The sequence below is a fragment of the Bradyrhizobium sp. LCT2 genome (assembly GCF_009931255.1).
GTDB classification, from domain to species: domain Bacteria; phylum Pseudomonadota; class Alphaproteobacteria; order Rhizobiales; family Xanthobacteraceae; genus Bradyrhizobium; species Bradyrhizobium diazoefficiens.
This window is the reverse complement of record NZ_CP034432.1, coordinates 7,184,632-7,210,695: the sequence shown is the minus strand read 5'-3', so window position 1 is coordinate 7,210,695 and position 26,064 is coordinate 7,184,632. Positions and strand designations below refer to the sequence as shown.

The 26,064-nt window shown below is 62.1% G+C and carries 21 protein-coding genes; 8 read left to right on the top strand and 13 right to left on the bottom strand.

Going from position 1 to position 26,064, the window contains the following annotated elements:
- Positions 1–6 precede the first annotated feature (6 nt).
- The 5 genes from EI171_RS34180 to EI171_RS34160 form a co-directional block, all read right to left on the bottom strand.
- On the bottom strand, positions 7–3,147 hold the full coding sequence (locus EI171_RS34180; protein ID WP_161535925.1) for a type I restriction endonuclease subunit R: 3,141 nt from the start codon (positions 3,145–3,147) through the stop codon (positions 7–9).
- The gene (locus EI171_RS34175) at positions 3,144–4,442 is read right to left on the bottom strand and encodes a restriction endonuclease subunit S (RefSeq protein WP_161535924.1); all 1,299 of its coding nucleotides are present in this window, start codon (positions 4,440–4,442) and stop codon (positions 3,144–3,146) included. Before EI171_RS34175 ends, EI171_RS34180 begins: the two co-directional genes overlap by 4 nt.
- Positions 4,439–6,274 carry a class I SAM-dependent DNA methyltransferase gene (locus EI171_RS34170; RefSeq protein WP_161535923.1) on the bottom strand — a complete coding sequence of 612 codons (1,836 nt, stop codon included), beginning with the start codon at positions 6,272–6,274 and terminating at the stop codon, positions 4,439–4,441. Before EI171_RS34170 ends, EI171_RS34175 begins: the two co-directional genes overlap by 4 nt.
- Positions 6,275–6,516: 242 nt before the next feature.
- On the bottom strand, positions 6,517–7,017 hold the full coding sequence (locus EI171_RS34165; RefSeq protein WP_161535922.1) for a DUF4760 domain-containing protein: 501 nt from the start codon (positions 7,015–7,017) through the stop codon (positions 6,517–6,519).
- A gap of 634 nt (positions 7,018–7,651) precedes the next feature.
- On the bottom strand, positions 7,652–8,704 hold the full coding sequence (locus EI171_RS34160; RefSeq protein ID WP_246740318.1) for an ATP-dependent endonuclease: 1,053 nt from the start codon (positions 8,702–8,704) through the stop codon (positions 7,652–7,654).
- Positions 8,705–9,273: 569 nt separating this feature from the next.
- Here EI171_RS34160 and EI171_RS34155 point away from each other — a divergent pair.
- Positions 9,274–10,617: an IS1380-like element ISBdi2 family transposase gene (locus EI171_RS34155; protein WP_161532339.1), complete on the top strand. Its 1,344-nt coding sequence runs from the start codon at positions 9,274–9,276 to the stop codon at positions 10,615–10,617.
- A gap of 125 nt (positions 10,618–10,742) precedes the next feature.
- On the opposite strand, the gene EI171_RS34150 is transcribed toward EI171_RS34155, so the two are convergent.
- Both EI171_RS34150 and EI171_RS34145 read right to left on the bottom strand, forming a co-directional pair.
- Positions 10,743–11,591, bottom strand: coding sequence for an AAA family ATPase (locus tag EI171_RS34150; RefSeq protein ID WP_202633043.1), 849 nt, complete (start codon positions 11,589–11,591; stop codon positions 10,743–10,745).
- Between the two features lie 268 nt (positions 11,592–11,859).
- On the bottom strand, positions 11,860–12,747 hold the full coding sequence (locus EI171_RS34145) for a LysR family transcriptional regulator (protein ID WP_161535921.1): 888 nt from the start codon (positions 12,745–12,747) through the stop codon (positions 11,860–11,862).
- Positions 12,748–12,945: 198 nt separating this feature from the next.
- Here EI171_RS34145 and EI171_RS34140 point away from each other — a divergent pair, with 198 nt between their 5' ends.
- Complete coding sequence (locus EI171_RS34140; RefSeq protein WP_161535920.1) at positions 12,946–14,094, top strand: patatin-like phospholipase family protein; 1,149 nt, start codon at positions 12,946–12,948, stop codon at positions 14,092–14,094.
- A 92-nt stretch (positions 14,095–14,186) separates the two neighbouring features.
- The gene (locus EI171_RS34135; RefSeq protein WP_161535919.1) at positions 14,187–15,137 is read left to right on the top strand and encodes an oxygenase MpaB family protein; all 951 of its coding nucleotides are present in this window, start codon (positions 14,187–14,189) and stop codon (positions 15,135–15,137) included.
- A gap of 232 nt (positions 15,138–15,369) precedes the next feature.
- Here the strand turns inward: EI171_RS34135 and glgA are convergent, their stop codons facing one another.
- Complete coding sequence (glgA, locus tag EI171_RS34130; RefSeq protein ID WP_039184033.1) at positions 15,370–16,785, bottom strand: glycogen synthase GlgA; 1,416 nt, start codon at positions 16,783–16,785, stop codon at positions 15,370–15,372.
- A gap of 185 nt (positions 16,786–16,970) precedes the next feature.
- Here glgA and EI171_RS34125 point away from each other — a divergent pair, with 185 nt between their 5' ends.
- The 3 genes from EI171_RS34125 to EI171_RS34115 all read left to right on the top strand — a co-directional run bounded on the left by EI171_RS34125 (position 16,971) and on the right by EI171_RS34115 (position 20,576).
- Positions 16,971–18,167: a CaiB/BaiF CoA-transferase family protein gene (locus tag EI171_RS34125; protein ID WP_161535918.1), complete on the top strand. Its 1,197-nt coding sequence runs from the start codon at positions 16,971–16,973 to the stop codon at positions 18,165–18,167.
- A gap of 148 nt (positions 18,168–18,315) precedes the next feature.
- Positions 18,316–19,383, top strand: coding sequence for an alcohol dehydrogenase (locus EI171_RS34120; RefSeq protein WP_011085564.1), 1,068 nt, complete (start codon positions 18,316–18,318; stop codon positions 19,381–19,383).
- 113 nt (positions 19,384–19,496) lie between these two features.
- On the top strand, positions 19,497–20,576 hold the full coding sequence (locus EI171_RS34115) for an isocitrate/isopropylmalate dehydrogenase family protein (protein ID WP_161535917.1): 1,080 nt from the start codon (positions 19,497–19,499) through the stop codon (positions 20,574–20,576).
- A 41-nt stretch (positions 20,577–20,617) separates the two neighbouring features.
- Here EI171_RS34115 and EI171_RS34110 read toward each other — a convergent pair whose 3' ends face one another.
- The 3 genes from EI171_RS34110 to EI171_RS34100 all read right to left on the bottom strand — a co-directional run bounded on the left by EI171_RS34110 (position 20,618) and on the right by EI171_RS34100 (position 23,300).
- Complete coding sequence (locus EI171_RS34110) at positions 20,618–20,902, bottom strand: hypothetical protein (RefSeq protein ID WP_011085566.1); 285 nt, start codon at positions 20,900–20,902, stop codon at positions 20,618–20,620.
- A gap of 105 nt (positions 20,903–21,007) precedes the next feature.
- A complete protein-coding gene (locus tag EI171_RS34105) occupies positions 21,008–21,823 on the bottom strand; it encodes an enoyl-CoA hydratase (RefSeq protein WP_011085567.1) in 816 nt (271 codons plus the stop codon).
- Positions 21,824–21,950: 127 nt separating this feature from the next.
- A complete protein-coding gene (locus EI171_RS34100; protein ID WP_161535916.1) occupies positions 21,951–23,300 on the bottom strand; it encodes a murein L,D-transpeptidase in 1,350 nt (449 codons plus the stop codon).
- A 235-nt stretch (positions 23,301–23,535) separates the two neighbouring features.
- Between EI171_RS34100 and EI171_RS34095 the strand changes: the two genes are divergently transcribed.
- Positions 23,536–23,676, top strand: coding sequence for a hypothetical protein (locus tag EI171_RS34095; protein ID WP_161535915.1), 141 nt, complete (start codon positions 23,536–23,538; stop codon positions 23,674–23,676).
- Between the two features lie 34 nt (positions 23,677–23,710).
- Here the strand turns inward: EI171_RS34095 and EI171_RS34090 are convergent, their stop codons facing one another.
- The gene (locus EI171_RS34090; RefSeq protein ID WP_014497036.1) at positions 23,711–24,082 is read right to left on the bottom strand and encodes a helix-turn-helix domain-containing protein; all 372 of its coding nucleotides are present in this window, start codon (positions 24,080–24,082) and stop codon (positions 23,711–23,713) included.
- A 29-nt stretch (positions 24,083–24,111) separates the two neighbouring features.
- Positions 24,112–25,158, bottom strand: coding sequence for a LysR family transcriptional regulator (locus EI171_RS34085; RefSeq protein WP_011085570.1), 1,047 nt, complete (start codon positions 25,156–25,158; stop codon positions 24,112–24,114).
- Positions 25,159–25,640: 482 nt separating this feature from the next.
- Here EI171_RS34085 and EI171_RS34080 point away from each other — a divergent pair, with 482 nt between their 5' ends.
- Entirely contained in the window at positions 25,641–25,907 is a 267-nt protein-coding gene (locus tag EI171_RS34080) for a hypothetical protein (RefSeq protein ID WP_011085572.1), read from the top strand.
- Positions 25,908–26,064 lie beyond the last annotated feature (157 nt).

Here is a 26,064-nt window from a genome sequence, read left to right as displayed (position 1 = left end):
GTTCATTTACCTGTTTCCTTGATCCGGCTCTTGTCCGTGCTGGATGCCCCTATCTCTCAATGCCTCGTAGAGCTGTGCGGGGCCTAGCAGCACATCCTTCAAGCCCTCTCGCACCTTCTCAGAGTCAATTGCCTGCCTGCTCATGGTCGTGTGGGCCGCCAATGCATCCATCACGGCGTTCATGATTTCCTTGGAGAGCGTCGGCGAGTTAGCGAACTGCGCCTTGGTGTTGTTGCTGGCCTGGAGAACCAGCTCTTCGGACTCCAGCAGCTTTCCCTTGATGACGTTGTTCACATATACGAGTTGATCGTCGTCGGTCAGATCGCCTTCGAACAGGTCGTTTACCTTCGCAATGATCTCTTCCAGGCGCGCTCTCTCTTTCTCGTGCAGCGAACCGGAACCTGCCTCCGACAGGGGCGGCAGCTTGGGCGCTTCACCATCTCCGAGCGGCAATTGCCGTTTGCCCTGGTCTTTTAGGCTGTGATGGGTGAGCTTTACCTTCGATAGGTCGATGCCTTCGCGCTCGCGACCAAACTCCAGGAGCGGGATCAGACGCCGGTAGAACATGAACCGCTTCTCAATGGCCGTGTTGCCATAGTCGAAGATTTGCGACAGAAAGCTGTACATGCGCTGGAAAGCGCCCATGTCACTCTTGAACAGGGTGAGCGCATTGATCTCGCCTTTGGCCTCTTCGATGGCCTTGGCATCGTCCCTCGCCTGCGCTGTCTGGAGCTTCTCCTGGGCCTGCTTGAACCGTTTCAGGAGGCGATCCACCACCGGTTCAAGGGCTGCGATCAGGTCACCCTGCTTGGCCTTGGGGTTCATCTCGACGCCCACGACGCGATCCACTTCGAACTCGTCGTAGTGCCCCAAAGCATCGAGCTTGGCCCGCAGGTCGTAGATGAGATTGGGGTCGGTGACCCCCTCCAGTTCGGCTGTGTCGTAGTAGGTCTTGAACGCCGCCAACACCTCTTCCGAGCTGTTGACGAAGTCCAGCACATACGTCGTGTCTTTGCTGGGATAAGCGCGGTTGAGCCGCGACAGTGTCTGCACGGCCTGGATGCCCGCAAGACGCCGGTCCACATACATTCCGCAAAGCAGCGGCTGATCGAATCCGGTCTGGAACTTGTTCGCGACCAGGAGGATTTGGAACTCGTCGCCCTTGAAGGCGTCCCGGATATCGCGTCCCTTCAGGCCAGGGTTCAGCGCCTTGCTGGCTTCGGTAAAGGGATCAGAGCCGGACTCATGGTCAATCACCTCGCCTGAGAAGGCGACCAGCGTCCCGATCTTGTAACCACGGGACTTGATGTACTTCTCGATGGCGAGTTGCCAGCGCACTGCCTCAAGGCGGCTCCCAAGCACCACCATTGCCTTGGCACGGCCCTCCAGCAGCGGCGCGACACTCTCGCGGAAATGCTCGACGACGATCTGCACCTTCTGGCTGATATTGTAGGGGTGCAGCCTCACCCACCGCATGATGCCCTTAAGCGCGGCATCGCGCTCGACCTCCTTGTCGTCCCATTCCTTGCCGTTGTTGGCGAGGCGGAAGGCCAGCCGGTACGGCGTATAGTTCTTCAGCACGTCAAGGATGAAGCCTTCCTCGATGGCTTGCCGCATCGAGTAGACATGGAACGGGGCGGGCAGATTATCGTCACCAATCGGCTGATCGGGCTTCGGCGGACGCCCGAACAATTGCAGCGTCTTGGCCTTCGGGGTGGCGGTGAAGGCGACATAGGTGATGCCCTTGTCGTTCGCGCGAGCCGCCATCTGAGCAGCCAGCATGTCCTCGGTGCTGATCTCGCCGCCGTCCCCCAGTTCGGCCAGCTCCTCCGGCGATAGCACCTGCTTGAGTTTTGCGGCAGCTTCGCCGGTCTGTGACGAGTGCGCCTCGTCGGCGATCACCGCGAACCGCTTGCCTTCAGTAGCCGCAAGCCTGCGGACCTCTTCCAGCGCGAAGGGAAAGGTCTGGATGGTACAGACGATGATCTTCTTGCCCGCAGCCAGCGCCTCCGCGAGCTGCCCGCTCTTGCTCGCCCCTTCGGACTTGATGGTGGCAACCACGCCAGTGGTGCGCTGGAAGTCGAACAGCGCGTCCTGAAGCTGGGCGTCGATCACGTTGCGGTCGGAGATGACGATGACGGTGGAGAACAGTTTTTCGTTGTTGGCATCGTGTAGGTCGGCGAGGAAGTGCGCAGACCACGCAATCGAATTGGTCTTGCCGGAGCCTGCCGAGTGCTGGATGAGGAACTTGCCGCCTGCACTCTCCTCCAACACCTTGGCTTGCAGCTTCCGGGTGGCGTCGAGCTGGTGATAGCGCGGGAAGATGATGCTGGTGATCCTCTTCTTGTCGTCGCGCCGGGTCACCAGATAGCGGCCAATGATCTCCAGCCAACTATCGCGCTGCCAGACCTCCTCCCAGAGGTAGCTCGTGCGGTGACCGGCCGAGTTCGGCGGGTTGCCCTTGGCTCCGTGGTCACCCTTGTTGAAGGGCAGAAAGGCAGTCGCTGGACCGGCAAGCTGCGTCGTCATGTGGACTTCACTGTTGCTAACGGCGAAATGCACAAGCGCCCCGCTGGGGGAGTTCAGCAGTGGCTCGACGCCTTGCCCCTTGGAGCGCGGGCGGCGGTCGAACCGATACTGGTCGATGGCATCGTCAATACTCTGGGTGAAGTCGGTTTTGAGTTCGGCGGTGGCAACCGGGAGCCCATTGAGGAACAGCACGAGGTCGATACAGTTCTCGTTCGCCGAGGAGTAACGCACCTGGCGCACAACGCGGAGCCGGTTCGCGGCGTAGCGAGCGAGGATGTCGGCGTTCATCGCCAACGCAGGTTTGAACTGGGCGAGCGCGATGGGCTGACGCAGTCCGATCAACTCGACGCCATGACGCAGCACGTCGAGAGTGCCGCGATCATCAAGCTGCTTGCGGACGCGGTCCAGCAGGATGCCCTCGGCACTCGCGCCATGGTTCTTCGAGAGCGTTTGCCAAGCCGTTGGCTGCGTGGCTTCCACCCAGGCGACTAGATCGGCCGAAAAAAGCGCGCGAGGACGGTCGTAGAGAGCCGCATCACCCTCCACGTAGAACCAGCCGTGCGCGGCAAGGTGGCCGCAAATCTCGTCCTCGAAGCTGATCTCCTTGTGTAGGGTCATGCGGCGACCACGTCAGGAACCGGGCTATCGGTTTGGACGAGCCCCCGCACATCAATCTTGCCGGTGACTGCGGCCGAGATCAGACCAGCGCGGCGCTCTTGAAGCAGCGCGACCGCTCTTTTTGTTTCCGAGATGAGACGATCGAGCTGCGCTGTCTTCGACGCCAGTAGATCGGCGATTTGGCGCTGCTCGTTTAGGGGCGGTCGCAGCACCTGGAATTTCCTTAGCATCTCAAGTGTGATTTCCTTGAACGTGGCTCCTTTTCCCAGTCGTTCAAATTGCCCCACTGCGGGTGAGCTACGTAGGAAATAGAAAATGAACTCATTGAGCACAGAAGGGCCAGGGCTAAATTTCGCAGTGCCCTGCGTTAGGTTGGCGCCGTCTAAGAACGAGGGAGTGATCAGAGGCTTTCCGATAGTCGCTCTGATGGCGATGACCACATCGCCCGTGCTCACCTTCGAGCGAGCGTATGCGGCGTCTATTTCAGGCGAAGTTCGCAGATACCCGTCGCAGGGAAGTTGATCGCCTGCCATGTCAGAGGTTCGGATGTACGGTATGCCCCCCTCGATGTCAGGACCTGCTTGCACAATGCCGTAAGTAATGCTTGTGCCCTCACGAGCGACATGCCTCAGTTGGGTTACTTCCCAATGCTCTGGCACTTCCCCGAGCCAGTCAACGCCCGAAGCTTTCATAGGCGCATTCGGATCGATGCCCTTGGTGACAGCGTCGGAGATGACGGCCTGGCGCTTCTCCTTGAGTAGTTCGATCAGTCGCTGCTGTTCTTTCACCAGCGCATCGATCTTGGCCGTCTCACGATGGAGGAATTGAGCTATGGCGATTTGTTCGGGCAGGGGTGGTACAGGAATTCCGAGACGACCGACCGCATCGACCGATAGTCCCGGCTGGGCGGCAGAAACCGAGTACTGATTAAGGTTCATCGCCCTTAGCAATTCTCCAAGCCAGCGCAACTCCACTTGGCGAAGTGGTGTAACGACAACGGCATGTTCGGAAGCCCAGAACTTCCCGGCAGCGTAGTTGATGTTCCCGCACAGGGCGCCCTGTCGCCCAATCAACACATGCTGGCCGTTGTGTGTGTATGTTGCTGCATAGCCTCTTAGGCCGTTCCCGCCGTAGACCGGAAACGCGCCTGTTTCATTGATGCTCTCGGCTGTTATCGAGTCTCCGCTCTGCAACAGAGCCAACCGCTTCAATGCGTACAACTGCCAATGCTCAGGTATCTCACCAAGCCAATCGATACCGCTATCCCTGTGGCGCTCGTACCGCAGAAAGCTCATGCGGCCAATCCCTCGATCATGGCTTTGATACGCGCCGCGACCTGCGCAAGTTCGGCATCGATTTCCGCCAGCGGGCGCGGCGGCTCGAACACGTAAAAGTATTGGTTGAAGGGGATTTCGTACCCGATCTTGGTCTTCTCTTCATCGATCCACGCATCGGGCGCATGGGGCAGCACCTCGCGCCGGAAGTAGCTCTCGACCTCTTCCGACAGCGGCACGTTCTCGGTGTCGCGCAAGGCGCTGTCCGCTTGCGGCTTGCCCTTCTGCTTGCCCTTGCTGCCAAGCACCACCTCACTCTTCTCATCGCGCTGTGGTCGCTCCACCGTGATGGCGCGGTAGCCGAAAGCATCGTTCGGAAAGATTCGGGACAGAGGTGCGAGCTTCACTATGCCGTCCTTGGGAACGGACGAGGGTCCTGAAGCCGCAAGCACGATCTCTTGTCCCACCTCTGTCCCCCCGGCATCGAACACCGTGGCGAGTTGTGCCTCGACGAAAGAGCCGAACAGCTTCGTCACGTCAGCGATGTGAGACTCGCTCATCTCCCTACGCTTCGAGCCAAGGCTCTTGCGCATCTTCTGCCAGAACGAGGAGGCATCGATGAGCTGTACCTTGCCCTTGCGCTGGGTTGGCTTGCGGTTGGAGACGATCCAGACATAAGTGGAGATGCCAGTGTTATAGAACATGTCGGTCGGCAGACCGATGATGGCCTCGACCAAATCGTTTTCCAGCAAGTGGCGGCGGATTTCACTGGCACCTGATCCCGCCCCACCCGTGAATAATGGTGAGCCGTTAAGAACGATGCCGAACCGGCTGCCGCCGTCCGACGCCGGTCGCATCTTCGACAACAGGTGCAGGAGGAAAAGCAGGGAGCCATCCGAAACACTCGGCAGTCCGGGACCGAAGCGACCATTGAAGCCCTGGGTCTGGTGTTCCTTGCGAACCTCCTTCTCCACCTTCTTCCACTCCACACCGAACGGAGGATTGGAGAGCATGTAGTCGAACTTCGCGCGGGCGTGTCCATCTTCAGACAGCGTGTTGCCCGCAACGATGTTGGCGACATCCTGCCCCTTGATCAGCATGTCCGCCTTGCAGATCGCGTAGCTCTCGTCGTTCAGTTCCTGACCGAACATAGTCAGCCGAGCCTGCGGGTTCAGCGCGGCGAGGTGTTCGCCAGCCACCGACAGCATTCCCCCGGTGCCCGCCGTGGGATCATAGATCGTTCGGACCACACCGGGCTTGGTCAGAACCTCGTCGTCTTCGACGAACAGCAGGTTGACCATCAATCGGATGACTTCGCGCGGCGTGAAATGTTCACCGGCCGTCTCGTTCGACAGCTCGGCGAACTTGCGGATCAGCTCCTCGAAGGCCAGCCCCATCTCGTGGTTGTCAACGGCCTCCGGGTGCAGGTCGATGCCTGCGAACTTCTCGGTGACGAGATAGAGCAGGCCGCTCTTCGCCAGCTTGTCGATCTGCGTCGAGAAGCTGAAGCGCTCGAAGATGTCGCGCACCGCAGGTGAGAACGCCTGAACGTAGGCGTATAGGTTCTGGCTGATGTGGTCCTGATCACCCATCAGTTTGCGCAGGTCGAGGTCAGACGTGTTGTAGAAGCTCTGGCCCGACGCGCGCAGCAAGAACGGGTCTGGGTTCAGCCCGGCTTTCTTCTTTGCTGCGAACTCGGCAAGCACCTTGGCTTTGGTCGGCTCAAGCACACAGTCCAGACGACGAAGGACCGTAAACGGCAAAATGACTTTGCCGTAGTCAGATTGTTTGTAGTCGCCGCGCAGGAGATCGGCGACCGACCAGATGAACGACGACAGATTTTGGTGGTTCACGAATTGCCCCCAGGGTGTTTAACAGGTCAACCGCTCCCCCGAAGCAGCTGCGAAAAGTAGATCATTATGAGATCAGATCGCGATACCATGCGCGACTCGAACATGCGGTTCAAGGTATTCCTTTGTACAATCTGAGGGTTATACAATGCCGGGGCCATGGTTGGGTGCACCGACAGGCCAGGCCGATCCTATTTTCCCGGATTGCGGCTTGTTCCGAAAAGAATTCGCGGTTGCAGGCGAAGCTAGACGGTGGCCTGTCGCTTTCTCTCCGCCCATTTGGAGTTCAGCTCATGCAGGTCTGAGTACGTGTACTTGTTCTTATCCCTCTTTGCGAGGAAATCGAGAACGGGTTTGGCGTCCCTATAATTGTTGGTGAGTGTGTCACCCCAGTACGAATAGCAGACTTCCGGGTCCAAGACTTCTTCCCGAATGCCAACGGCGACCAGTTCATGCACGTTCAGATATTTCCGGATTGAGAGATAGTGCTTGCGCGTCTGGTCGTCTGGGCTGGTGCAGAAGCTCTCCGCGCTGGGAGCCATTCTCATCGCTTCAATGCCATCGTGGAAGTAGTCATACGCCGTAAGCATCTTTTCGTCTGTTTCCGTCTTAAGGAAGAGATCGAAAGCCGCTCGGCGTCGCGCAATGCTTCGCTGAGATTGAATTGAACGAAACGCCAAATATCCGGCGGTTGCCGCAATGAATGCGGTGACCCATTGCGGCGCGCTTCCATAGTCCAGAGCCATTGTTCCCCCATAACTCATTAGCCACAAGAATGTGTATAGCAGTCGCTACTACCCATTGAGGCCGCGTCCGCAGAGTAGCCAGCGTCATCCCGTCGGACAAGCAAAGGTCCTCGCAGCCATCGACAGATTTCAACTCCCACCTTTGAGTAAGCCAAACGACGCAAAGATCATTCCGCCTACGATAGTGAGGACGGTCAAAGCCCTTCCGGCCAGTTCGCCGTGTCCTAATAGGGCAAGCAACGTAAAAGCTACGATCCAGGTGCACATGACAGCGGCGGGACCGTTAGCCCGCAAGTTCAAAGCAATATTGCTGAAAAAATTCATCTTTGACCTCAGCTTGAACACTCCCGCCGACATGACTCTCTTGCGGTCGGTCGAGTTGAAGAGCTACCGAATTCCGCCACAAGTGCGTGGCTAGTTGCGCGGATGCTCGAAGTCCCCCACTGCGATCACTGTGAAGAAGAGTTCGCCCCAGAAGAGCTAACCATCCTTCCGCCGCCGCACGGGGACGGCGAGCTGATCTGCGCTCGGTGCATCGAAATCAAGCTCCGCCGAGCTGTCGCGAAGCTGGCGCGCGGCGATGACTGATGTCCCTCAATCTCCAGGAATGCGATTTGCGGATGTGCTCCCGCATCTAGGTGATTAAGGCGTTTAGTTTTTTGAATGCTGCCTCAAAGCGATCTTTTGCCTCCTTGGGCAGCTTCGAAGCTTGCTTCTTTGAGTTCTCACTGAAGTAGCGAGCGGGGCGATAATGGCTGAATACCCCTTCTTTCATCGGATGCTCGGCGAAATACTTCTCCAGCCGCTGCAAAATGCGTGGCTCCTTTGATTTCAACGCCTTCACGTCAATCTCGCCGCCAAGCTGTGCGGCAAATTCCGCATTGACTAGGCCCACGTAAAACTCTGCGCCGAACATGTCCTCGATGTCGGCCTCGGATGTCTTGGTGAAATCTGCGAAGGTCAGGACGTTCGCCTTCTTTAAAAGTTTTTCGCGGTACAGTCCTTCAATCTTTTGCTGATCCGCCGATTGGTTATCGATAAGCGTAGCGATGACCATTTGCTTTTGAGAGCCGAGAAGGGCCACGAACGTTGGCACCTTAGCGGACCCACCGACCGGGGTGATGGTCCACCGTGGATCAAGGCCGGTCCTCTTGTCTTCCTGCAGGATGGCCGACATGGCTTGCAGGAAAAGCAAATCTGCTGCCCCCTCGACCACTAGCGAATACGGACCAACAAACAGCGTTTGATGCAGCTCATATCCGAGAGCGCCTTGAAGAGGGAAAAGGCTATCGGCGCTCGCCGCAAAAACATCCTCCAGGACCCGCGTGCCCTCGGCTTCACTCTCCGAACCCAATTCTGCATCGATGCTCTTGTCTTGCACGATGCGCACTCGCTCGAAGTGCTCTGCATCGATCATGAATGGTGAGTGGGTGGAGTAGATGAGTTGATGAGCCCCTTTCAATTCCGTCTCGAAGTATCGGAGCAGATCGTACTGCGCCTTTGCGTGGAGTGTCAGGCCCGGCTCATCCAAGAGCAAAATCATCGGCTCAGCGTTCTTCTTTACGTCTGAATACCAAGCAAGAAATGAAAAGAACCAAACAAAACCACGCGATCGACTACCTAGTTCGGTGGTGACCTGATGACGAGTGTCGTAAACGCCGCCCCAGATGTTGGTGCCCTGTCGCATGTCTGGAGGATCGCCCGGCCTAGCGGGTCGAACGTCAAAGGTCATTCGAAGGTGTCTGTTCTGAGACCAATATTTCAGCACCTGTCGCGTGAGATGGTTGCTTGCACCCTCTAGCCCGTCTTATTCGCAAGAGGGCGCCTGAGAGGCTGGCGAGCGTGGTGTAAAGCGCTGATGCGGCGTAGGATTCGGTTGCGAAGCCACCCCATCACCTTCAACCGCGAACGCCACGCCCGCCATGACCGATGATACGATTTCAGACCACTATCGAGAAGCAAGAATTCAACACAAATAAAACCTCTGCCTCGCGCTCGATCTCTTCATGCTTGATAGTCTCGTTTCGGAGGCTGATCACCTACCGCGTCTAATAGGCCGCTCGCGCCGGTTTCTTTGGACGCGGCACGACCGCGACTCCACGTTTCGGCACAGAAATGATCGGGAGTCACTCAATCTTTCTTCAACTTAACCCGTCTTATTCGTAAGAGTGCGCCTGAGGGGTAAAGCGCTGATGCGGCGTAGGATTCGGTTGCGAAGCCACCCCATCACCTCCAACCGCGAACGCCACGCCCGCCATGACCGACGATACGATTGCGCCCTTCTCGTTTCCAGCCGTTCACGCCAAGAAAGTCACAGCTGCCTTCGATGGTGGGCGCCTAACCTCGAACGGGGGCGTGATGCTTCTGGCGATGGCCGAGCGGCGTCTCGGTTTGGCCGACAATCTGGCCCGGGTGTTCCCGGATCGGCGCGATCCGACGCGGGTCGTGCACAGCCTGGTCGATATGTTCCGCGCGCGCATGTTCGCGATCTGCTGCGGCTACGAGGACGCCGACGACCTCGATCATCTGAGGTCCGATCCGGCATTCAAACTGGCCTGCGGTCGCCTACCGGACACGGGCCGGGATTTGTGTTCCCAGCCGACGCTGTCGCGGCTGGAGAATGCTCCGCGCCTGCGCGACGTGATCCGGCTGACCTACACTTTGGTCGACGCATGGATGGATAGCTACCCGCGCGAGCCGGCATCCGTCACGCTCGACATCGATGATACCTGCGACGTCGTCCACGGCCATCAGCAGCTCTCGCTGTTCAACGCTCATTATGACGAACGCTGCTTCCTGCCGATCCACGTCTACGACACGGAGAAGAGCCGGCCCGTGGCCGTCGTGCTGCGGCCCGGCAAGACGCCGGGCGGCGTCGAGGTGCGTGCCCATCTGCGCCGCCTGGTACGGCATATCCGGACGCGATGGCACAACACGCAAATTACGTTCCGTGGCGACGGGCACTATGCCCGGCCGGAGGCAATGGCGTGGTGCGAGACCAACGGCATCGACTACATCTTCGGTCTGTCCGGCACCAAGCCTCTCGCCAGAAAAGTCGACGAGGTCGCCGACGACATCCGCACCCGACGCGCCATCGAGAACCTGCCGGTTCTGCGTGGCTATACCGAGACGCGCCACAAGGCAAAGTCCTGGGATCGCGAACGGCGCACTGTCGCCCGTATTGAGGCGACGATGCTCGGCCTCGACATCCGCTTCGTCGTCACCAGCCTCGATGTCGGCTCGGCCGAGTGGATCTACGACAGCCTGTATTGCGCGCGCGGCCAAGCCGAGAATCTGATCAAGCTGCATAAGACGCAGCTCGCCTCCGATCGCACCAGCTGCCGTTCGGCGCTCGCCAACCAGGTCCGTCTCGTGCTCCATACGGCCGCTTATTGGCTGATGCTGACCGTACGCGACGCCATTCCCAAAGCCCGGGAATTGGCCGCTGCCGAGTTCGCGACGCTGCGTCTTCGGCTCTTGAAAATCGCCGCCCGTGTCGTCGAGACCACGAGCCGCATTCGCCTTGCGTTTGCCGCGGCATGTCCCGAAGCCGACCTGATCTGCGGCTTGCCCGGCGCGCTGCTGCCGCTCGGTCCTTGACCGGCGGGGCGTCCGCCCCCGTTCGCCCAACCCATCCCTCAAGCGCGTTGCAAAGTACCGGTCGTCAGGCGGCGAAAAGCCGAAGGCAATCCTGTGCGCCTCGTCAGACAAGATGTGCGGCCGCATCAATCGGGCCCAAAAGCCGCACTCTCACGAATAGGACGGGCTAGTTTGCTCTTTAACTCAATGGTGCTCGCGGGATTGATTAGCTCCGGCAGCTTGAGACGCGCTAACCTGATGAGGCCGAGCAGTGGGTGGTCGGAAGGCTTGAGCTGGCTCGGGTTAGCAGCCTCGCGCTGCATGAGGGCCTCGATGTTCTCATGGCCCGTCATTTGGTAGTATTCGTCGAAGTACAGATACTTGGGCTTTCGCGGCTTGAGAATATGGACGAAGATGTAGCCACTGAGACTATGTTTCTCTATTTCGGCTACCACTCCCAGGAGGCGAGTGACTTCTGTCGTCTGCTCTTGTGCTTGCAAAACAGGGGTGAGGCCGTCGACAGTCATCGCGGCACCTTTCAGCGCCTCCCTGGTCTGCTCCGACAGATCGGCCTGCTGAATGAGGTGCTCTAATCCTTTTTGCGTGTCCGCTCGAAAGGTGTAAGTAGACTTGTTGCTGTAATTCTTGGAAAAAACGATCTCTCGATCAGTGATACAGCTCTCACCAAAGAGTTCGGCGATTGCGTTGATCTCGATGATGTCGAGTTCGTAACAAGCCTCAATTGGCACCGCGACTTTGCGCTTTCCAGTCTCGACCGCGTGGCGATAGTCTTCGACATCCATTCGGGGATAGTCGGTCGTTACGTCAAAGTTGCCTTCGGCCGCCACTACCGGGCTCAATTTATAGAGCGCCTTCAATAGCGCGCTCTTGCCTGCCTCGTTTTTCCCTACCAAACACGTGATGTCGGAAACGGTAATGCGGCCACCATCGCGAATGCTTTGGAAGTCGCGGACGTGAAACCATTTGAGCTGCATATATTTCCTCCGGCCGCCAGACTAAAACGCGAGCGTCTTGGAGGCGTCAATTATCGCGAGTGCTTTCCCCCACATATCCCCGCCTTTTGTTGGCCGGGGTAGTGTGCAATAGCTCCTGAGGTCGGGCGGGCTCACAGGGACACTATAGGGACACCGTCCCCGCGATCCTTTCGCAAGTATCTGAAAAGACGAAGCTAAATTGGCGACCTTTCCTGCGCGACTTCTCCCACAAGGGGAGAAGGAAGAAGAGCAGCGATCGTTCTCGCGGCTACCCCGCAATCGACCGCCAGTCCGCACCGCGCAGCATGCGCATCACGGCGTTGGCCACCGCCGTGCGCTGGCGGCCAGCGACGCCATAGAGGCTGACGGTGCGGCGGGCATCGAGGCCGGCAACCGCAGCGCGTTTCAGGCTCTCCGGCACGGGCGAGGTGTGGGGCATCATGGCGATGCCGATATCGGCCTCCACCAGTTCGACCAGGTCGCGTTCGCTCGAAATCTCGTGGCCGTGATCGACATCGATGCCGTGCTCGCGCAGGCTCGCGGCGATGCGCTTGGAATGCTCGCAATAGCTGCGGCCGAGCAATTGTTCCGCGCGCAGGTCGTCCGGCTCGATCGTGTCGTGCTCGGCAAGCCGGTGCTCCCTGCTGACGATGAGATCGAACGCCTCGGTGAACAGCGGCCAGACATCGAGCCGTTCCCAGGCCTCGTCGATCTCCGCGGCGATGCCGAGCTCGGCCTCGCCCTTCTTCAGGAATTCACCGACCTCGCGGCTCGTCCCGCGCAGGAAGCGGAATTCGAGCCGGTTGAACTGCCGCCTGATCTCGTTGAGGTGGGGGATGAGCAGCGCCAGGTCGACCGAATGCGTCAGCGCAACGCGGAGCGCGCCGACCTCACCACTTTTGAACGAGGAGGCGAGCGAGCGTGCACCGGCGGCGGCGTCATAGCACTGCTTCAACAGCGGATGCATGCGCTGGCCGAGCTCGGTCAGTTGCGCCGCCGGCCGCTCGCGGCGGAACAGGTCGCCGCCCAGCTCGGCCTCGAGCTGCTTGATCGCGCGCGTCAGCGAGGGCTGCGTGACGTTGCATTCCTCGGCGGCGCGCGTGAAATTCAAGAGCTGCGCCACCGCGAGGAAATAGCGGACCTGGTGCATTTCCATGGATCGGCTCCCGGCAGGATCGGCCGGAAATCTAACCGATCGGGACAGGGAATGATATCCTGGCCGCCATAGCGCGTGCGTATGGTTTCGGAAGCCAAGCGGCATTTCCAAAAGACCCGGCAATCGCGAAAAATGGCAAGACGTAACAATAGCCTTACGCCTGACGAATGATAACCATAGGCCCGACAGGAGCGAGACATGAACGGCATGCGGGACAACGGGCAACGAAAGAGCATGGACCTGCCGGGTCAGGTCGTCCTCGTGCTGCAGGGCGGCGGCGCGCTGGGCTCCTACCAGGCCGGCGTCTACCAGGCGCTGCACGAGGCCGGCATCGAGCCGGACTGGATCATCGGCACCTCGATCGGCGCCATCAATGCGAGCCTCATCGCGGGCAATGCGCCGGAGCATCGGCTGGCGCGCCTGAAGGAATTCTGGAAGCGGATGGAGCAGAATCCGGTCTGGAACTGGCGCACTGCGTTTCCCGACTTCAACGAGAAGCTCGCCTATTGGTCGACCGTGACCCACGGCATTCCCGGCTTCTTCCGGCCCAACCCGCTGGCGCATGCCGGGGATACCTACCCGCTGGGCGCCGATCACGCCGGTTTCTATTCGACCGCGCCGCTGGAGAAGACGCTGAGCGAGCTGGTCGATTTCGACCTCGCCAATCGCTGCGCGCCGCGCCTGACGGTCGGAGCGGCCCATGTCGGCACCAGCGAAATGCGCTATTTCGACAGCCGCGACGGCGAACTGACGGTGAAGCATGTCATGGCCTCGGGCGCATTGCCGCCGGCCTTCCCGGCGGTGCGCATCGACGGCGAACTCTATTGGGACGGGGGCATCCTCTCGAACACGCCGACGGAAGCGGTGTTCGACGACAATCCGCGCAGGGATTCGCTGATCTTCTCCGTGCATCTGTGGAATCCGGTCGGCGCCGAGCCAACCACGATGGCGGAGGTGCTGAACCGGCACAAGGATGTGATGTATTCCAGCCGGATCGCGAGCCAGATCGCCCGCCAGCAGCAGGCCCATCGCCTGCGCCACGTCATCAACCAGCTCGCCGCGCGTCTGCCCGAGAGCGAGCGCAGCGATCCCGCGGTGAGGGAGCTGATGAGCTACGGCTGTTCGACCCGCATGCACGTCGTGCGGCTGCTGGCGCCGCAGCTCGACCGCGAGACCCACACCAAGGACATCGACTTCAGCCCGTCAGGCATTACGCGGCGCTGGCATGCGGGCTACGCCCATACGAGGTCCGTGCTCGCACGAAGGCCGTGGATCGGCGAATTCGATCCGCTCGCCGGCGTGGTGCTGCACGAGCATATGGACGAGATGCCGATTGCGGCGGAGTAGGCGCCTTGTCCGTCATTTGTATTGGGCCGTGACGATTTCACGAGCGCGCTGTCTGGGCTATTATCGCGGCGTCTTCGTCGCGAGGCTCGCAATTGGTCGTTGAGAAAGATCTGGAGGCGGCGCTCGATCAGGTCCGCGCTGACGCAGCGGGGCCGGTCCCCGGCGTGTTCGGTCCGTCCTCGGTCACCTGGCGGATCGACCGGGAGGCCGTCATCTTTCTCGGCGCCGGCCGCGCGCTGCTGCTGCAACTGGCTCACCCCTGGGTCGCCGCCGCCATCGCCGAACATTCCCGGACGTTGGCCGATCCGATCGGCCGCTTTCACCGCACCTTCGACATCGTCTTCGCCATGGTGTTCGGCTCGCTCGACCGTGCCTTGCTGTCGTCGCGGCAACTGCACCGGCGTCACAGCATGATCGTCGGAGAGATGCCCGGGACGGTGGGCCCCTTCGCGGCCGGCTCGCGCTACTACGCCAACGACATCCCGTCATTGCGCTGGGTTCATGCGACGCTGGTCGAGACGGGGCTGATGGCGCATGATCTGGTTCTGCCGCAGCTCTCCGTGGAGGAGCGCGAGCGCTACTGGACCGAGGGCCGGCTGTTCGGCGCCTTGTTCGGATTGACCGGGGATGATTTGCCGGCGGACTGGTCCGGCTTTGCCGCTTACACCGCAGCGATGGCGCAGTCGGAGACTTTGACCGTCAGCCCGGCCGCGCGCGAGATCGCGACACAAATCTTCACCGGCGCCCGTCCTTGGTTGCGGCCGCCGCGCTGGTATCGCGCGCTGACGGCAAGCCTGCTCCCGGAGCGATTGCGCGCAGGCTTCGGGTTCGAACTGGACGAGCGCGATATCAGATCCGCCGACAACGCGATGAAATGGATCAGGCGCGCCTATCCGAAATTGCCGGACAGGCTGCGCTATGTCGGTCCCTACCAGGAAGCGCAGGCGCGGCTGCGAGGAGAGTTGCAGCCGGACTGGATAACCCGCTGCCTCAACCGCGCCTGGATCGGACGGCCGCAGATGGACGTGCGCGGCAAGGGGTGAAGGCCTCGGTCCTCACCCCGGCATCCTGAGGTGCGAGCGGCGCGATGCAAGAGCATCGCGCCGGGAGCCTCGAAGGATGCACGGTCCGCTGCTGTAGCCGGGCCGTCGCCCTTCGAGGCTCGCCGAAGAGGCGAGCACCTCCAGCGACAACGGCTCCGCCGTTGCGCGGGGGGGGGGACGGGGGGGAGATAGGCGCTCGCAATGACGGAGTATGTGGAAGCGCCGTCGCGCCTCACACCGCTGCCAGCTTCCGGTACAGCGCGCTATAGCTGCCGGCCGAGATGCTCCAGGAGAACGACCGTCCCATGGCGCTGCGGCGCATGGAGTCGAGCTGGTCCTGCGCCATGAAGGCTTCGAAGGCCCGGCGGACGCCGCCGAGGAAGGATTCGTGCGAGGGTCTCGAGAACAGGAAGCCGGTCTCGCCGTCGGTGATGGTCTCGGCCAAGCCGCCGGTCTGGTGCCCGATCGGCAGCGAGCCGAAGCGCTGAGCGTACATCTGGCTGAGGCCGCACGGCTCGAAGCGCGACGGCATCAGGGTGAAGTCGCTGCCGGCGAAGATGCGCCGCGCCTGGGCGTCGTTGAAGCCGATCGCAACGCCGATCGCATCGGGGCGGCGGCGATGCGCGTCGATCAGCGCCTGCTCGAGCGCCGGCTCGCCGGAGCCGGTGACCACGATCTGGCCGCCGGCATCGATGATCTCGTCGGCCGCGGACAGCACGAGGTCGATGCCCTTCTGGTGCACGAGCCGCGCGACGATGCCGAACATCGGGCCGCGCGACACCGCCAGCCCGAACTGCTTGCGCACGTAGTCCGCATTGGCCTTCTTGCCGACCCAGTCGCCGGCGCCGAATTGCTGGGCGAGCTGGGCGCAGGAGCGCGGGTCCCAGCTCTCGTCGATGCCGTTGAGGATGCCGGTGAGCTCGGCGGCGTCCGAGCGCAGCCGGAGCAGACCCTCCAGGCCGCAGCCGAACTCGGCCGTGGTGATCTCGCGCGCATAGGTGCCGCTGACGGTGGTGAGATGCGAGGCGTAGACGAGGCCGGCCTTGAGGAAGGAGACCTGGTCGTAGAATTCGAGGCCGTCGATGTGGAAGGCGCTTTCCGGTGCGCCGATCCGCCGCAGCGAGTCCTTCGGGAAGAGGCCCTGATAGGCGAGGTTGTGAATGGTCAGGATCGACGGCAGCTTGGCGCCGCGCCAGGCGAGATAGGCGGGCACGAGCGAGGCCTGCCAGTCGTTGGCATGGATCAGGTCTGCTGCCCAATTCTTGTCCAGCTTGCCCATGGCCAGCTCAGCGGCTGCCGAGGCAAAGCGCGCGAAGCGGATGTCGTTGTCCGGCCAGTCGCGTCCGGACTCGTCGCCATAGGGATTGCCGGGCCGGTCGTAGAGTTGCGAGCACAACAGCACATAGACCGGCAGGCCGTCCTTGGTCGCGGCCCGGCCGAGCGAGCAGGCCGGCAGATCCGCAAACGACGGGCAGCGGCCAACGATCTGAATATGCGTGAGTTGCTCGATGATGTCGCGATAGCCGGGCAACATGATCCGGATATCGGCGAAGGGGCGAAGGGCTCTGGGCAGGGCAGCGGAAACGGCTCCAAGTCCGCCGACGCGGACGAAGTCGTCCATTTCTGTCGTAACGAACAAGACCCTCAAGAACAGTTGCCCCTTGCCGATCCGGTTTGCTGCTATGCAAGAACGGGTCCAGTTGCCCCGCAATTCCCAAGCACGCCTGCGAAACGCCTCCGCTCGGTAAAGACTTTCCTACTCAGCCGCCGCCCTCTAGGGTCGGCGCAGAGAACATTCATTGTTCCTAGGATACGCCGGGAGACGCGGCACGCATGCAGCTAGCAGATAAGCATGAGAGCACGACGACAAAGGCCTTCGCCGGACTCAGGGTGCTGGATTTTTCGACCACCATCGCCGGTCCCCATTGCACGCGGATGCTCGCCGATATGGGCGCCGAGGTCATCAAGATCGAGACCGACGGCGGCGAGACAATGCGGACCCGGCCGCCGCTGCGCAAGGGGTGCAGCACCGTATTCGGCCAGCTCAATGTCGGCAAGAAGAGCGTCGTGCTCGACCTCAAGTCCGAGGACGGCAGGGAGGCGATCCTCCGGCTGGCCGCGACCGCCGACATCCTGGTCGAGAACTTCCGGCCCGGCGTGATGCACCGGCTGCGGCTCGACTATGACAGAATGCGCCCGGTCAATCCCAGGCTGATCTATTGCTCGATCTCGGGCTACGGCCAGAGCGGCCCCTCGGCTGAGCTGCCGGCCTATGCGCCGGTGATCCACGCGGCCTCCGGCTATGACATGGCGCATCTCGCCTACCAGCCCGGCCGTAACCGCCCCGACTATTGCGGCATCTACCATGCCGACGTCGTCACCGGCACCTACGGTTTTGGGGCGATTGCGTCGGCGCTCTATCAGCGCACGGTGACCGGGCTTGGCCAGCACATCGACGTCTCCATGCTGGAGTCGATGCTGACGCTGACTCTGATCGAGTTGCAGAGCTCGCAGTTCGCGGTGAAGCCGCCACCGCGCCCGATGTTCGGGCCGACCGAGACGGCCAATGGCTATGTCATGATCACGGTCGCGAGCGAAAAGACGTTTCAGTGCTTGATGGGCGTGATCGGACGCCCCGACTGGATTTCCGATCCGCGCTTCTCCGCCTACGCTGCGCGCCGCGAGAACTGGGCCGACTTGATGGACGGCGTCGAGGCCTGGTCGCGGCAGCTCTCGACCGAGGCATGCCTCGTCGCACTCGGTGCGGCCGGCGTGCCGGCCTCGGCCTATCGCACCGTCTCCGAGGCGCTGGCCGATCCGCAGCTCGCGCACCGGCAGGCGCTCTCGTCGGTGGAGGATGGGGGCGGATCGTTCCAGGTTCTCAATCTGCCGTTCCGGATGTCCGGCGCCGACACGACGCCGGCCACGGTGATGGCCGCGCTCGGCGAGCACACGGATGCGTTGCGCGACGAGATCGGCCTCGCCGATGACGCGTCAATTCCGTCAGGCAAAACGGCCGCGCAAGGGTGACGGAAGGCTCGGTGCGGCGAGCAATGCGGCCTTGCGCGCGGCCGGCTTGCCACCGTCGGCCGGCGTAAACTAGACAGGTGCGCGTTTGTCTCGCCTCGCCGGCCGTGGCATGGTGGTGCGACAACAAGAAGCATGCGGGAGGACGCCGATGAAGAGTTTCAAGGTCGCCGATTTCAAGGCGCCGCTGCAGGAGTTCGACGAGCCCACGCCGCAGCCGTCGGGCACGCAGGTGCTGATCAAGGTGAAGGCCGCCGGCGTCTGCCACAGCGACCTCCATATCTGGGAAGGCGGTTACGATCTCGGCCATGGCCGCAAGCCGCTGTCGCTGAAGGACCGCGGCATCAATCTGCCGCTGACCATGGGTCACGAGACGGTCGGTGAAATCGTTGCTTTCGGTCCTGACGTGAAGCCGACCGACCAGGGCGATCTCAGGCTTGGCGATGTCGGCCTGGTCTATCCCTGGATCGGCTGCGGCAAGTGCGCGACCTGCCTTGGCGGCGACGAGAACATGTGCCTGACGCCGCGCTCGCTCGGCGTCTATTGCGACGGCGGCTATTCCGATCACATGCTGGTGCCGCATCCGCGCTATCTGCTGAACCTCAAAGGGCTCGATCCCGCGACCACCGCGCCCTATGCCTGCTCGGGCGTCACCACCTACAGTGCGCTGAAGAAGGTCGAGCAGCATTTCGACACGCCGATCGTGATGTTCGGCGCTGGCGGCCTCGGCCTGATGGCGCTGTCGCTGTTGAAAGCGATGGGCGGCAAGGGCGCGATCATGGTCGACATCGACGCCAGGAAGCGCGAGGCGGCGGAGAAGGCCGGCGCGCTTGCGACCGTCGATCCCAAGGCGCCGGACGCGCTGGAGCAGCTTGCCAAGAAAGCAGGCGGGCCGATCCGCGCCGTCATCGACCTCGTCGGCAATGCCGCGACGACGCAGCTCGGCTTCGACTGCCTGACCAAGGGCGGCAAGCTCGTCATCGTCGGCCTGTTCGGCGGTGGCGCGACCTGGGCGCTGCCGCTGATTCCGATCAAGGCGGTGACCATCCAGGGCAGCTATGTCGGCAATCTGCGCGAGACGCAGGAACTGCTCGACCTCGTGCGAACGAAGAACGTGCCGCCGATCCCGGTGACGCGTCAGCCGCTCGCCAAGGCCAACGACGCGCTGGTGCAATTGCAGCAGGGCGCCGTGGTCGGGCGCACGGTGCTGACGCCGTAGTTTCTCGTTACGTCATTCCGGGGCGATGCAAAGCATCGAACCCGGAATCTCGAGATTCCGGGTTCGGTCCTGCGGACCGCCCCGGAATGACGCCCGAAAATGCAGGAACCCCCATGTCCGCAAACAACGCCTTCCACATTGCCGTGCTCGCCGGTGACGGCATCGGCCCTGAAGTCATGGCCCCGGCGATCGAGGTGCTGCGCAAGATCGAACAGAAATCGGATTTGCGCTTCCGCTTCACCGAGGCGCCGGCCGGTGCCAACAATTATCTCGCCACCGGCAAGTCGATGCCCGAGAGCACGATCAAGCTGTGCGAGGAGGCGGATGCGATCCTGCTCGGGGCCTGCGGCCTGCCGTCGGTGCGCTACCCCGACAACACCGAGATCGCGCCGCAGATCGAGCTGCGCTTCATCTTCGATCTCTATGCCGGCGTGCGGCCGGCGCGGCTCATTCCGGGCGTGCCGAGCCCGATCGTCGGCGCCGACACGCGCGGCATCGACCTCGTCGTGATCCGCGAATCCACCGAGGGCCTGTTCGCCTCGATGGGCAAGGGCGTCGTCACCCATGAGGATGCGCGCGAGACCTTGGTGATCACGCGCCGGACCTCCGAGCGCCTGTTCGAGTTCTCGTTTCGCCTCGCCGCACGCCGCAAGGCGCGCGGCAAGCCGGGGATGCTGACCTGCGTCGACAAGGCGAACGTGTTCAAGGCCTTTGCCTTCTTCCGCGGCATCTTCGACGAGATTGCCAAGAAGCATCCGGAGGTGAAGACCGACCGGCTCTATGTCGATGCCTGCTCGGCGATGCTGGTGAAGCGTCCCTGGGATTTCGACGTGATGGTGATGGAGAACATGTTCGGCGACATCGTCTCCGACATCACCGCGAGCCTGATCGGCGGTCTCGGCATGGCGCCGTCGGCCGACATCGGCGACAAATACGCCGTGTTCCAGCCTTGCCACGGCACCGCGCCCGATATCATGGGGCAGGGCAAGGCCAATCCGACCGGCATGATCCTGTCGGCCGCGATGATGCTGGACTGGATCGCGGACAAGCACGCCGTCGAGAGCGCGGCAGAAGCCGGCGAGACGATCGAACGTGCGGTGGACCAGGTCTATGCCGGCGGCATCAAGCCGATGGAGTTCGGCGGCAGCAACGGCACGGCCGACATCACGAAGGCGGTGCTGGGGGCGCTGTAGTCAGATGCCAAGAGAAAGGGGCCTCGCGGCCCCTTCGTCGTTCACCAGCGGTGCCAGTGGCGGTGACCCCAGCCCCATGGGCGCGGGCCGCCATAGTACCGGCGCGGGCCACCGTAATAGCCATAGGCGCCATAATAGTTCGGACGCCACCAGCAGCGGCCCCACTGATTACAGACCATTCGGACCTGATCGACGTTGGCGGCCGGGCCGCTTGCGACGCGATCGGCCTGCGGAATGCCGTTCGGCATCGCCGCGAGCGCTTGCCCTGACGTCAGCGCAGCGCTGCCGAGCGCGGCCAGACCAAGCACAGCAAACTTGAGTTTCATCGCAATCTCCCTCGTTGGTGGCGGAAGAACTTGCGACGGATCAGTTGGTTGCTATCGCGGTGCAGGAGACAGAGGAATTTAATCTTCCTGAATGCCGGTTCAGCTTCACCGCCCCGAAAATTGCGGCTTGCGCTTCTCCATGAAGGCCTGCCGGCCCTCGCGAAAATCGGCGGAGTCCATGCAGGCATGGCCGATCGCCTTGATCGCCTCCATGTCGCGACCGCTTTCGTCCTTCAGCACCTGTGCGATGGTGATCTTGGCGGCCTTGATCGCGAGCGGGGCGTTCTGCGAGATCGTCGCGGCGATCGCCATGGTCTCGCCCCAGAGCTGATCGTCCGGGACCACGCGCTCGACGAGGCCAATGCGCAGCGCTTCCGCGGAATCGATCCGCATGCCCGTGTACATCAGCAGCCGCGCCCAGGACGGGCCGACCAGCGACACCAGGTGCCGCAATCCGTCGTAGCCATAGGCGATGCCGAGCCTTGCCGCGGGAATGCCGAACTGGCTGCCAAGCGCAGCGATGCGGATGTCGGCAAGCATCGCGACCTGCATGCCGCCGCCGAGACAAAAGCCCTGGATGCAGGCGATCGTCGGCTTGGGATAGTCGGCGAGCAGCGCGCGCTGGGCGGCGCTGCGTCTGGCGTAATCCTCGGACGCCGCCGCGTTGTGGCGCGTCTTCTCGAACTGGCTGATGTCGGCGCCGGATACGAACGCCTTGCCGCCGGCGCCGCGCAGGATCACGACGCGCACCGCGTCGTCGTCGCGCAAGGCCGTCAGTGCCTCGCCAAATCCCTCCCACATCTCCAGCGACATCGCATTGCGCTTGTCGGGATTGTTGAAGGTGATCACGCCGACGCCATCAGTGGCGTGCTTGAGGATCTTGCCGTCGGCGTAGGAAGTTTCATTGGAAATGTCGGGCATCGCGCGCTCGCTTGTCGTAGGCCGGGCGCAATGTGCTGCCGGGCCGAGGTCCGGGTCAACCGCGGCGAGGCGATGGGCTCTGCATCCGCCTGTGCCGCGATTGCATGGCGCGGCTACTGCGCCGATCCTAGCGCGTCATGTGCGCGGTCAGCGGATGGCTGCCGGCATTGCTGAAGAAGGCCGCCTCTTCCGCGGTCGCTTCCAGCAACTGCTCGTCCTGGTTATAGACGTCGTTGCGGAACTGGACGGTCTGGTCCTTGGTCATCCACGCCGTGAGATAGGTCCAGGCCACCGGGACCTTCTTCGCCATGGCGACGTCGAGGTGCTGGCCGCTCGCGATTTCAGCGTCGATCGCGGCGCGGCTCCACTTCGGCTGGTCCTTGAGCAGCCAGGCGGCGAGATCGCGCACGTTGTCGACGCGCGAGCAGCCGTGGGAATCGAAACGGTAGTCGTCGCTGAACAGATTGCGCTGGTTGGTGTCGTGCATGTAAACCGAGTAGGCGTTCGGCATGTCGATCTTCACCGCGCCGAGCGCGTTGAAGGTGCCGTTCTGCTGGCGCACAGTGAAGTTCGGCGTATGCGTGCCGGACCAGTCGACCGAATGCGGATCGATCGGATTGTCGTGGGCGTCGAGCACCTCCATGTGCATACGCGACAGGTAGGTCGGGTCCTTGCGCATATGCGCGGAGATTTCGATCTTGGCGATCGATGACGGCACCGTCCAGGTCGGATTGAGAACGACGCTGGTGATCTGGGCCGTCAGTGTCGGCGAGGGCTTTTCGGTCTTGCCGACGATGACGCGATAGCGCCGCACCACGACGTCGTTCTCGACCGCTTCGGCAAAGGCCGCGGGGATGTTGACCACGACATAGCGCTGGCCGAAGCCGAAATTCATGTTCTCGAGCCGCTGGAGCGAAGCCTCCAGCTGCCGGATGCGCTTCTGCACGGAAACGTTCATCGCCGCGAGCGTGCGCGGCGTCACCATGCCGGTCGGCGCCAGCCCGTGGCGAGCCTGGAAACGCTTCACCGCGTCCGCGAGATCCTGGTCGAAGGCGCCGCTTGCCTTGTCGGCGGAAAGGTCGCCGGAGACGATCAGCCGCTTGCGCAGCAGGTCGTCATTGGCGCCCTGGACGCCGAGTGCGAATTTGGCGTCTGCCGGGATCGTCGGCCAGCCGCCGCGCACCGCGAGATCGGAATAGCTGAGCGCCGCGTCCTTGATGCGCTGGGCTGAGCCCTCGTCATAGGTCGGCTCGTGCGTCATCGCGAGCGCCGCGGCCGAGCGGCTTTCCGGCGTCGAGGCCGAGGTCGACGCGGCGGTTTTCGGCGCGGCCGCGTGGGCCGGATTGGCGGCGGCCGGCACGGTGCCGCCCGACGCCGCCGGGCTGGAGCCGGCCTGGCCCGTGGTCTCGGTCTGCGCGAGCGCGGAAGCGCTGGCGAAGAGGCCCATGGCAATCATCACGGCATGGCGCTTCGACATCTGTCTTGTTCTTCCCCTGAGGACGAGGCCCGGACGAGCGCTCGCATTGGCAATTTCCCGGTCGCCGCGCCGCGGGCGCCGATTGGTAAGATCGGCGGGAAGCTAGGGCATCAATATTGAGGTCCCATTAAGCACGGCAGTCGAAAACTCCGCGCGTCCAGTGCGGAGTCTCTCGATTGGGTCGCGGCAGGGTGGAGATGGGTTCGCGAAAACCGCGGGCGGGGGCAGGGAAAAGATGAAGAAAAAGATCAAGAAAAAGACCAAAAAAAAAGGGCGGTCAGGCCGCCCCGAATGCCGCGCGCGGACGGCGCGCAGGCCAAATCTGATCCAGCAGGTCTCGTTCAATCCGGCCGCGCCCCGCGACGCGGTGGATTGAACGTCGGCCTTGAAGGCCAGACCGCCGAGATGGATCAGGCTTCGTTCGCCGCGATCGATTCCATCAGCGAGACGAGCTGACGCTGCACCGTCTGGTCCTTGATCTTGCTGTAGGCGCGCAGCAGGCGGAGGCTGAAGGCCGAATCGAGGAACAGCAGGCTCTCGACTTCGCGCGCCTTGTTGTCGCCGTCGTAGAAGAAGGTCACGGGCACGTCGAGGGCGGTGGCGATCTGCTGAAGCCGAGCCGCGCCGACGCGATTGACGCCCTTCTCGTATTTCTGAACCTGCTGGAAGCTGACGCCGAGCTTCTCGCCGAGCTCGGCCTGCGAGATCTTCATCTCGACGCGCCGCAGACGGATCCGTTTGCCAAGCTCGATGTCGGGCTTGCCGGCACTGCGTTGCTTCATTCTCTTCGCCGCTGTTTTCATGTTCGTTCTCACCGTTCTTCGGTTGAAAATCCCCCGAAGAGCTGGGTCAGGGGTTCGCCCATATACGAGTCCTTGAATTCATGCGGGTGCACGAACTCTTCCTTAAACCACGGGAAGCGAGCCGGATTGAAAGCCTCGATCAGCCAGTCAATCATGTGTCGTACCCGCGGAATTCGGCCGCTACCGGGATGGTAGGACAACCAGATATCCAGCGGTCGGTTCAGCTCGACCTCCAGTGGAATCAACTTCCCGCCAAGCGCGACGGCGTAGCTCGGGAATACGCCGATTCCGGCGCCATTCGCGACAGCCCAGTAGTTGGCGCTTGAGACGTTGGTCTTCATGACCAGAAGGTCACGTTCAGGAACGCCCGGGAAGAAGCTCTCGAAAGTTTCCTTGGCGGCGAGCTGGTCGGCGAATTGCAGCACTAGGCGGTGCTTGATCAATTCCATTGCCGAGCGCGGAGCGCCATGTTTCTCGATGTATTTCTCGGAGGCCCAGAACATCAGATGCATGCGGCCGAGCCGCACCAGCTTGACGTCGAGCGCGGAAGGACGCGACAGGTGGATGGCGACGTCAGCCTCGTGGCGGGAGACGTCTGCGGATCGCATCGCGCAATGCAGGTCGACCAGAATCTTCGGATAGGCCTGCTGGAATTCGACCAGGCGCGGGGCGAGCCAGAACGTCCCAAGGCCCTCGGTCACCGCGACGCGGACCTCGCCGGACAGGACATTGGCCGTCGAATCGCTGGTGCGCAGCACGTCGAACGCAGCCGCCTCCATTCGTTCGACGGCGGAGACCACCATCGTGCCCTCGTCAGTCAGGTGGGTGCCGTGCACGTCGCGGGTGAAAAGGGTAGTGCCGGTCTGACGCTCGAAATCGTCGATGCGTCGGCGGACGGCGTTGATCGACAGCGACAGACGTTCGGCCGCCGAGCGGAAACTTCCGGATCGGACGACTTCCAGGAAAATCCGGGCGGCATCCCAATCCGAGAGGCCGCTGAGATTTGCTTTTTGGCGTTCCTCTAGTGGAACGCCCCTTTCCGCCAAGGAGTGCATACAAGTCCCTTCGGGTTGTTAAACTGGCAGAATCTGGCGCAAACCACAACCACGACGGGTTGGGGAATGGCGAGTTTTGAACGCCATCCTTACTACCTCGAAGGTGGTATCTGAGTGCGGCCAAGGGCTGGGAATCGGGCAAACTTTCGCCCGAATGAGGGGTGTCGCGTGAGTTCCGTTGCGAGCCGCGAAATGGCTGCGGGATTGTCGGCGCTGTCCGCAATGGATCTGCTTGCGAGAGAGGCGTTCCCGCCTTCCAGGACGGATCGATCACAGCGCATCGTGCGTTCTACCCTTCGTCGTTTCGATGATGGCCAATTAAGCAGCGGGGCGATGTTCGCCGGAACCGCAGTTTCAACGCAGAAACACACTGAAATCATGTTCAGAGGCGCAGCGGCCTCGTGCTATCGTTGGCTCTCCATGGGGGCCAGAGGGGTCGTCACCAACACGTCTCGCAGGCCGAATTAACGGAAAGAACGCCGGTGTCGCATTCAGACGAACAGTTGCAGTCGGTGCTGGAAACGCTCGAGGAGTGCCGCAGGGTTCTCAACGAGATCAATAGCCGTGAGTCGGCCGAGCTGCTGTCCATTGTCATCCTGGACGTGCGGATGAAACTCAAAGGAATTGACAGTGCCGATCTCAAGGCATTGTGCGACGAAATGCTGCGGAGCGCTGCAAGCGAACCGCCACCCCCCTCCAAGCAGACGCAGGACCAGCCCCGGCGTCCGCTGCTCCGCGTGGTGAAGTAGCCGCGCCGCCGGATCTCGCTTTTTGGCGAGGTTTGTGCGCGTCCCGATGCCGCATCTGTGATTGCGGACGGCATCGGGAGGAGCCCTGGTTTTGTGCGCCTCTGTTGCGCATTTTCCGGCATCGGCTACACCAGAGCCGGTGCTCCGGGCCGCGCGC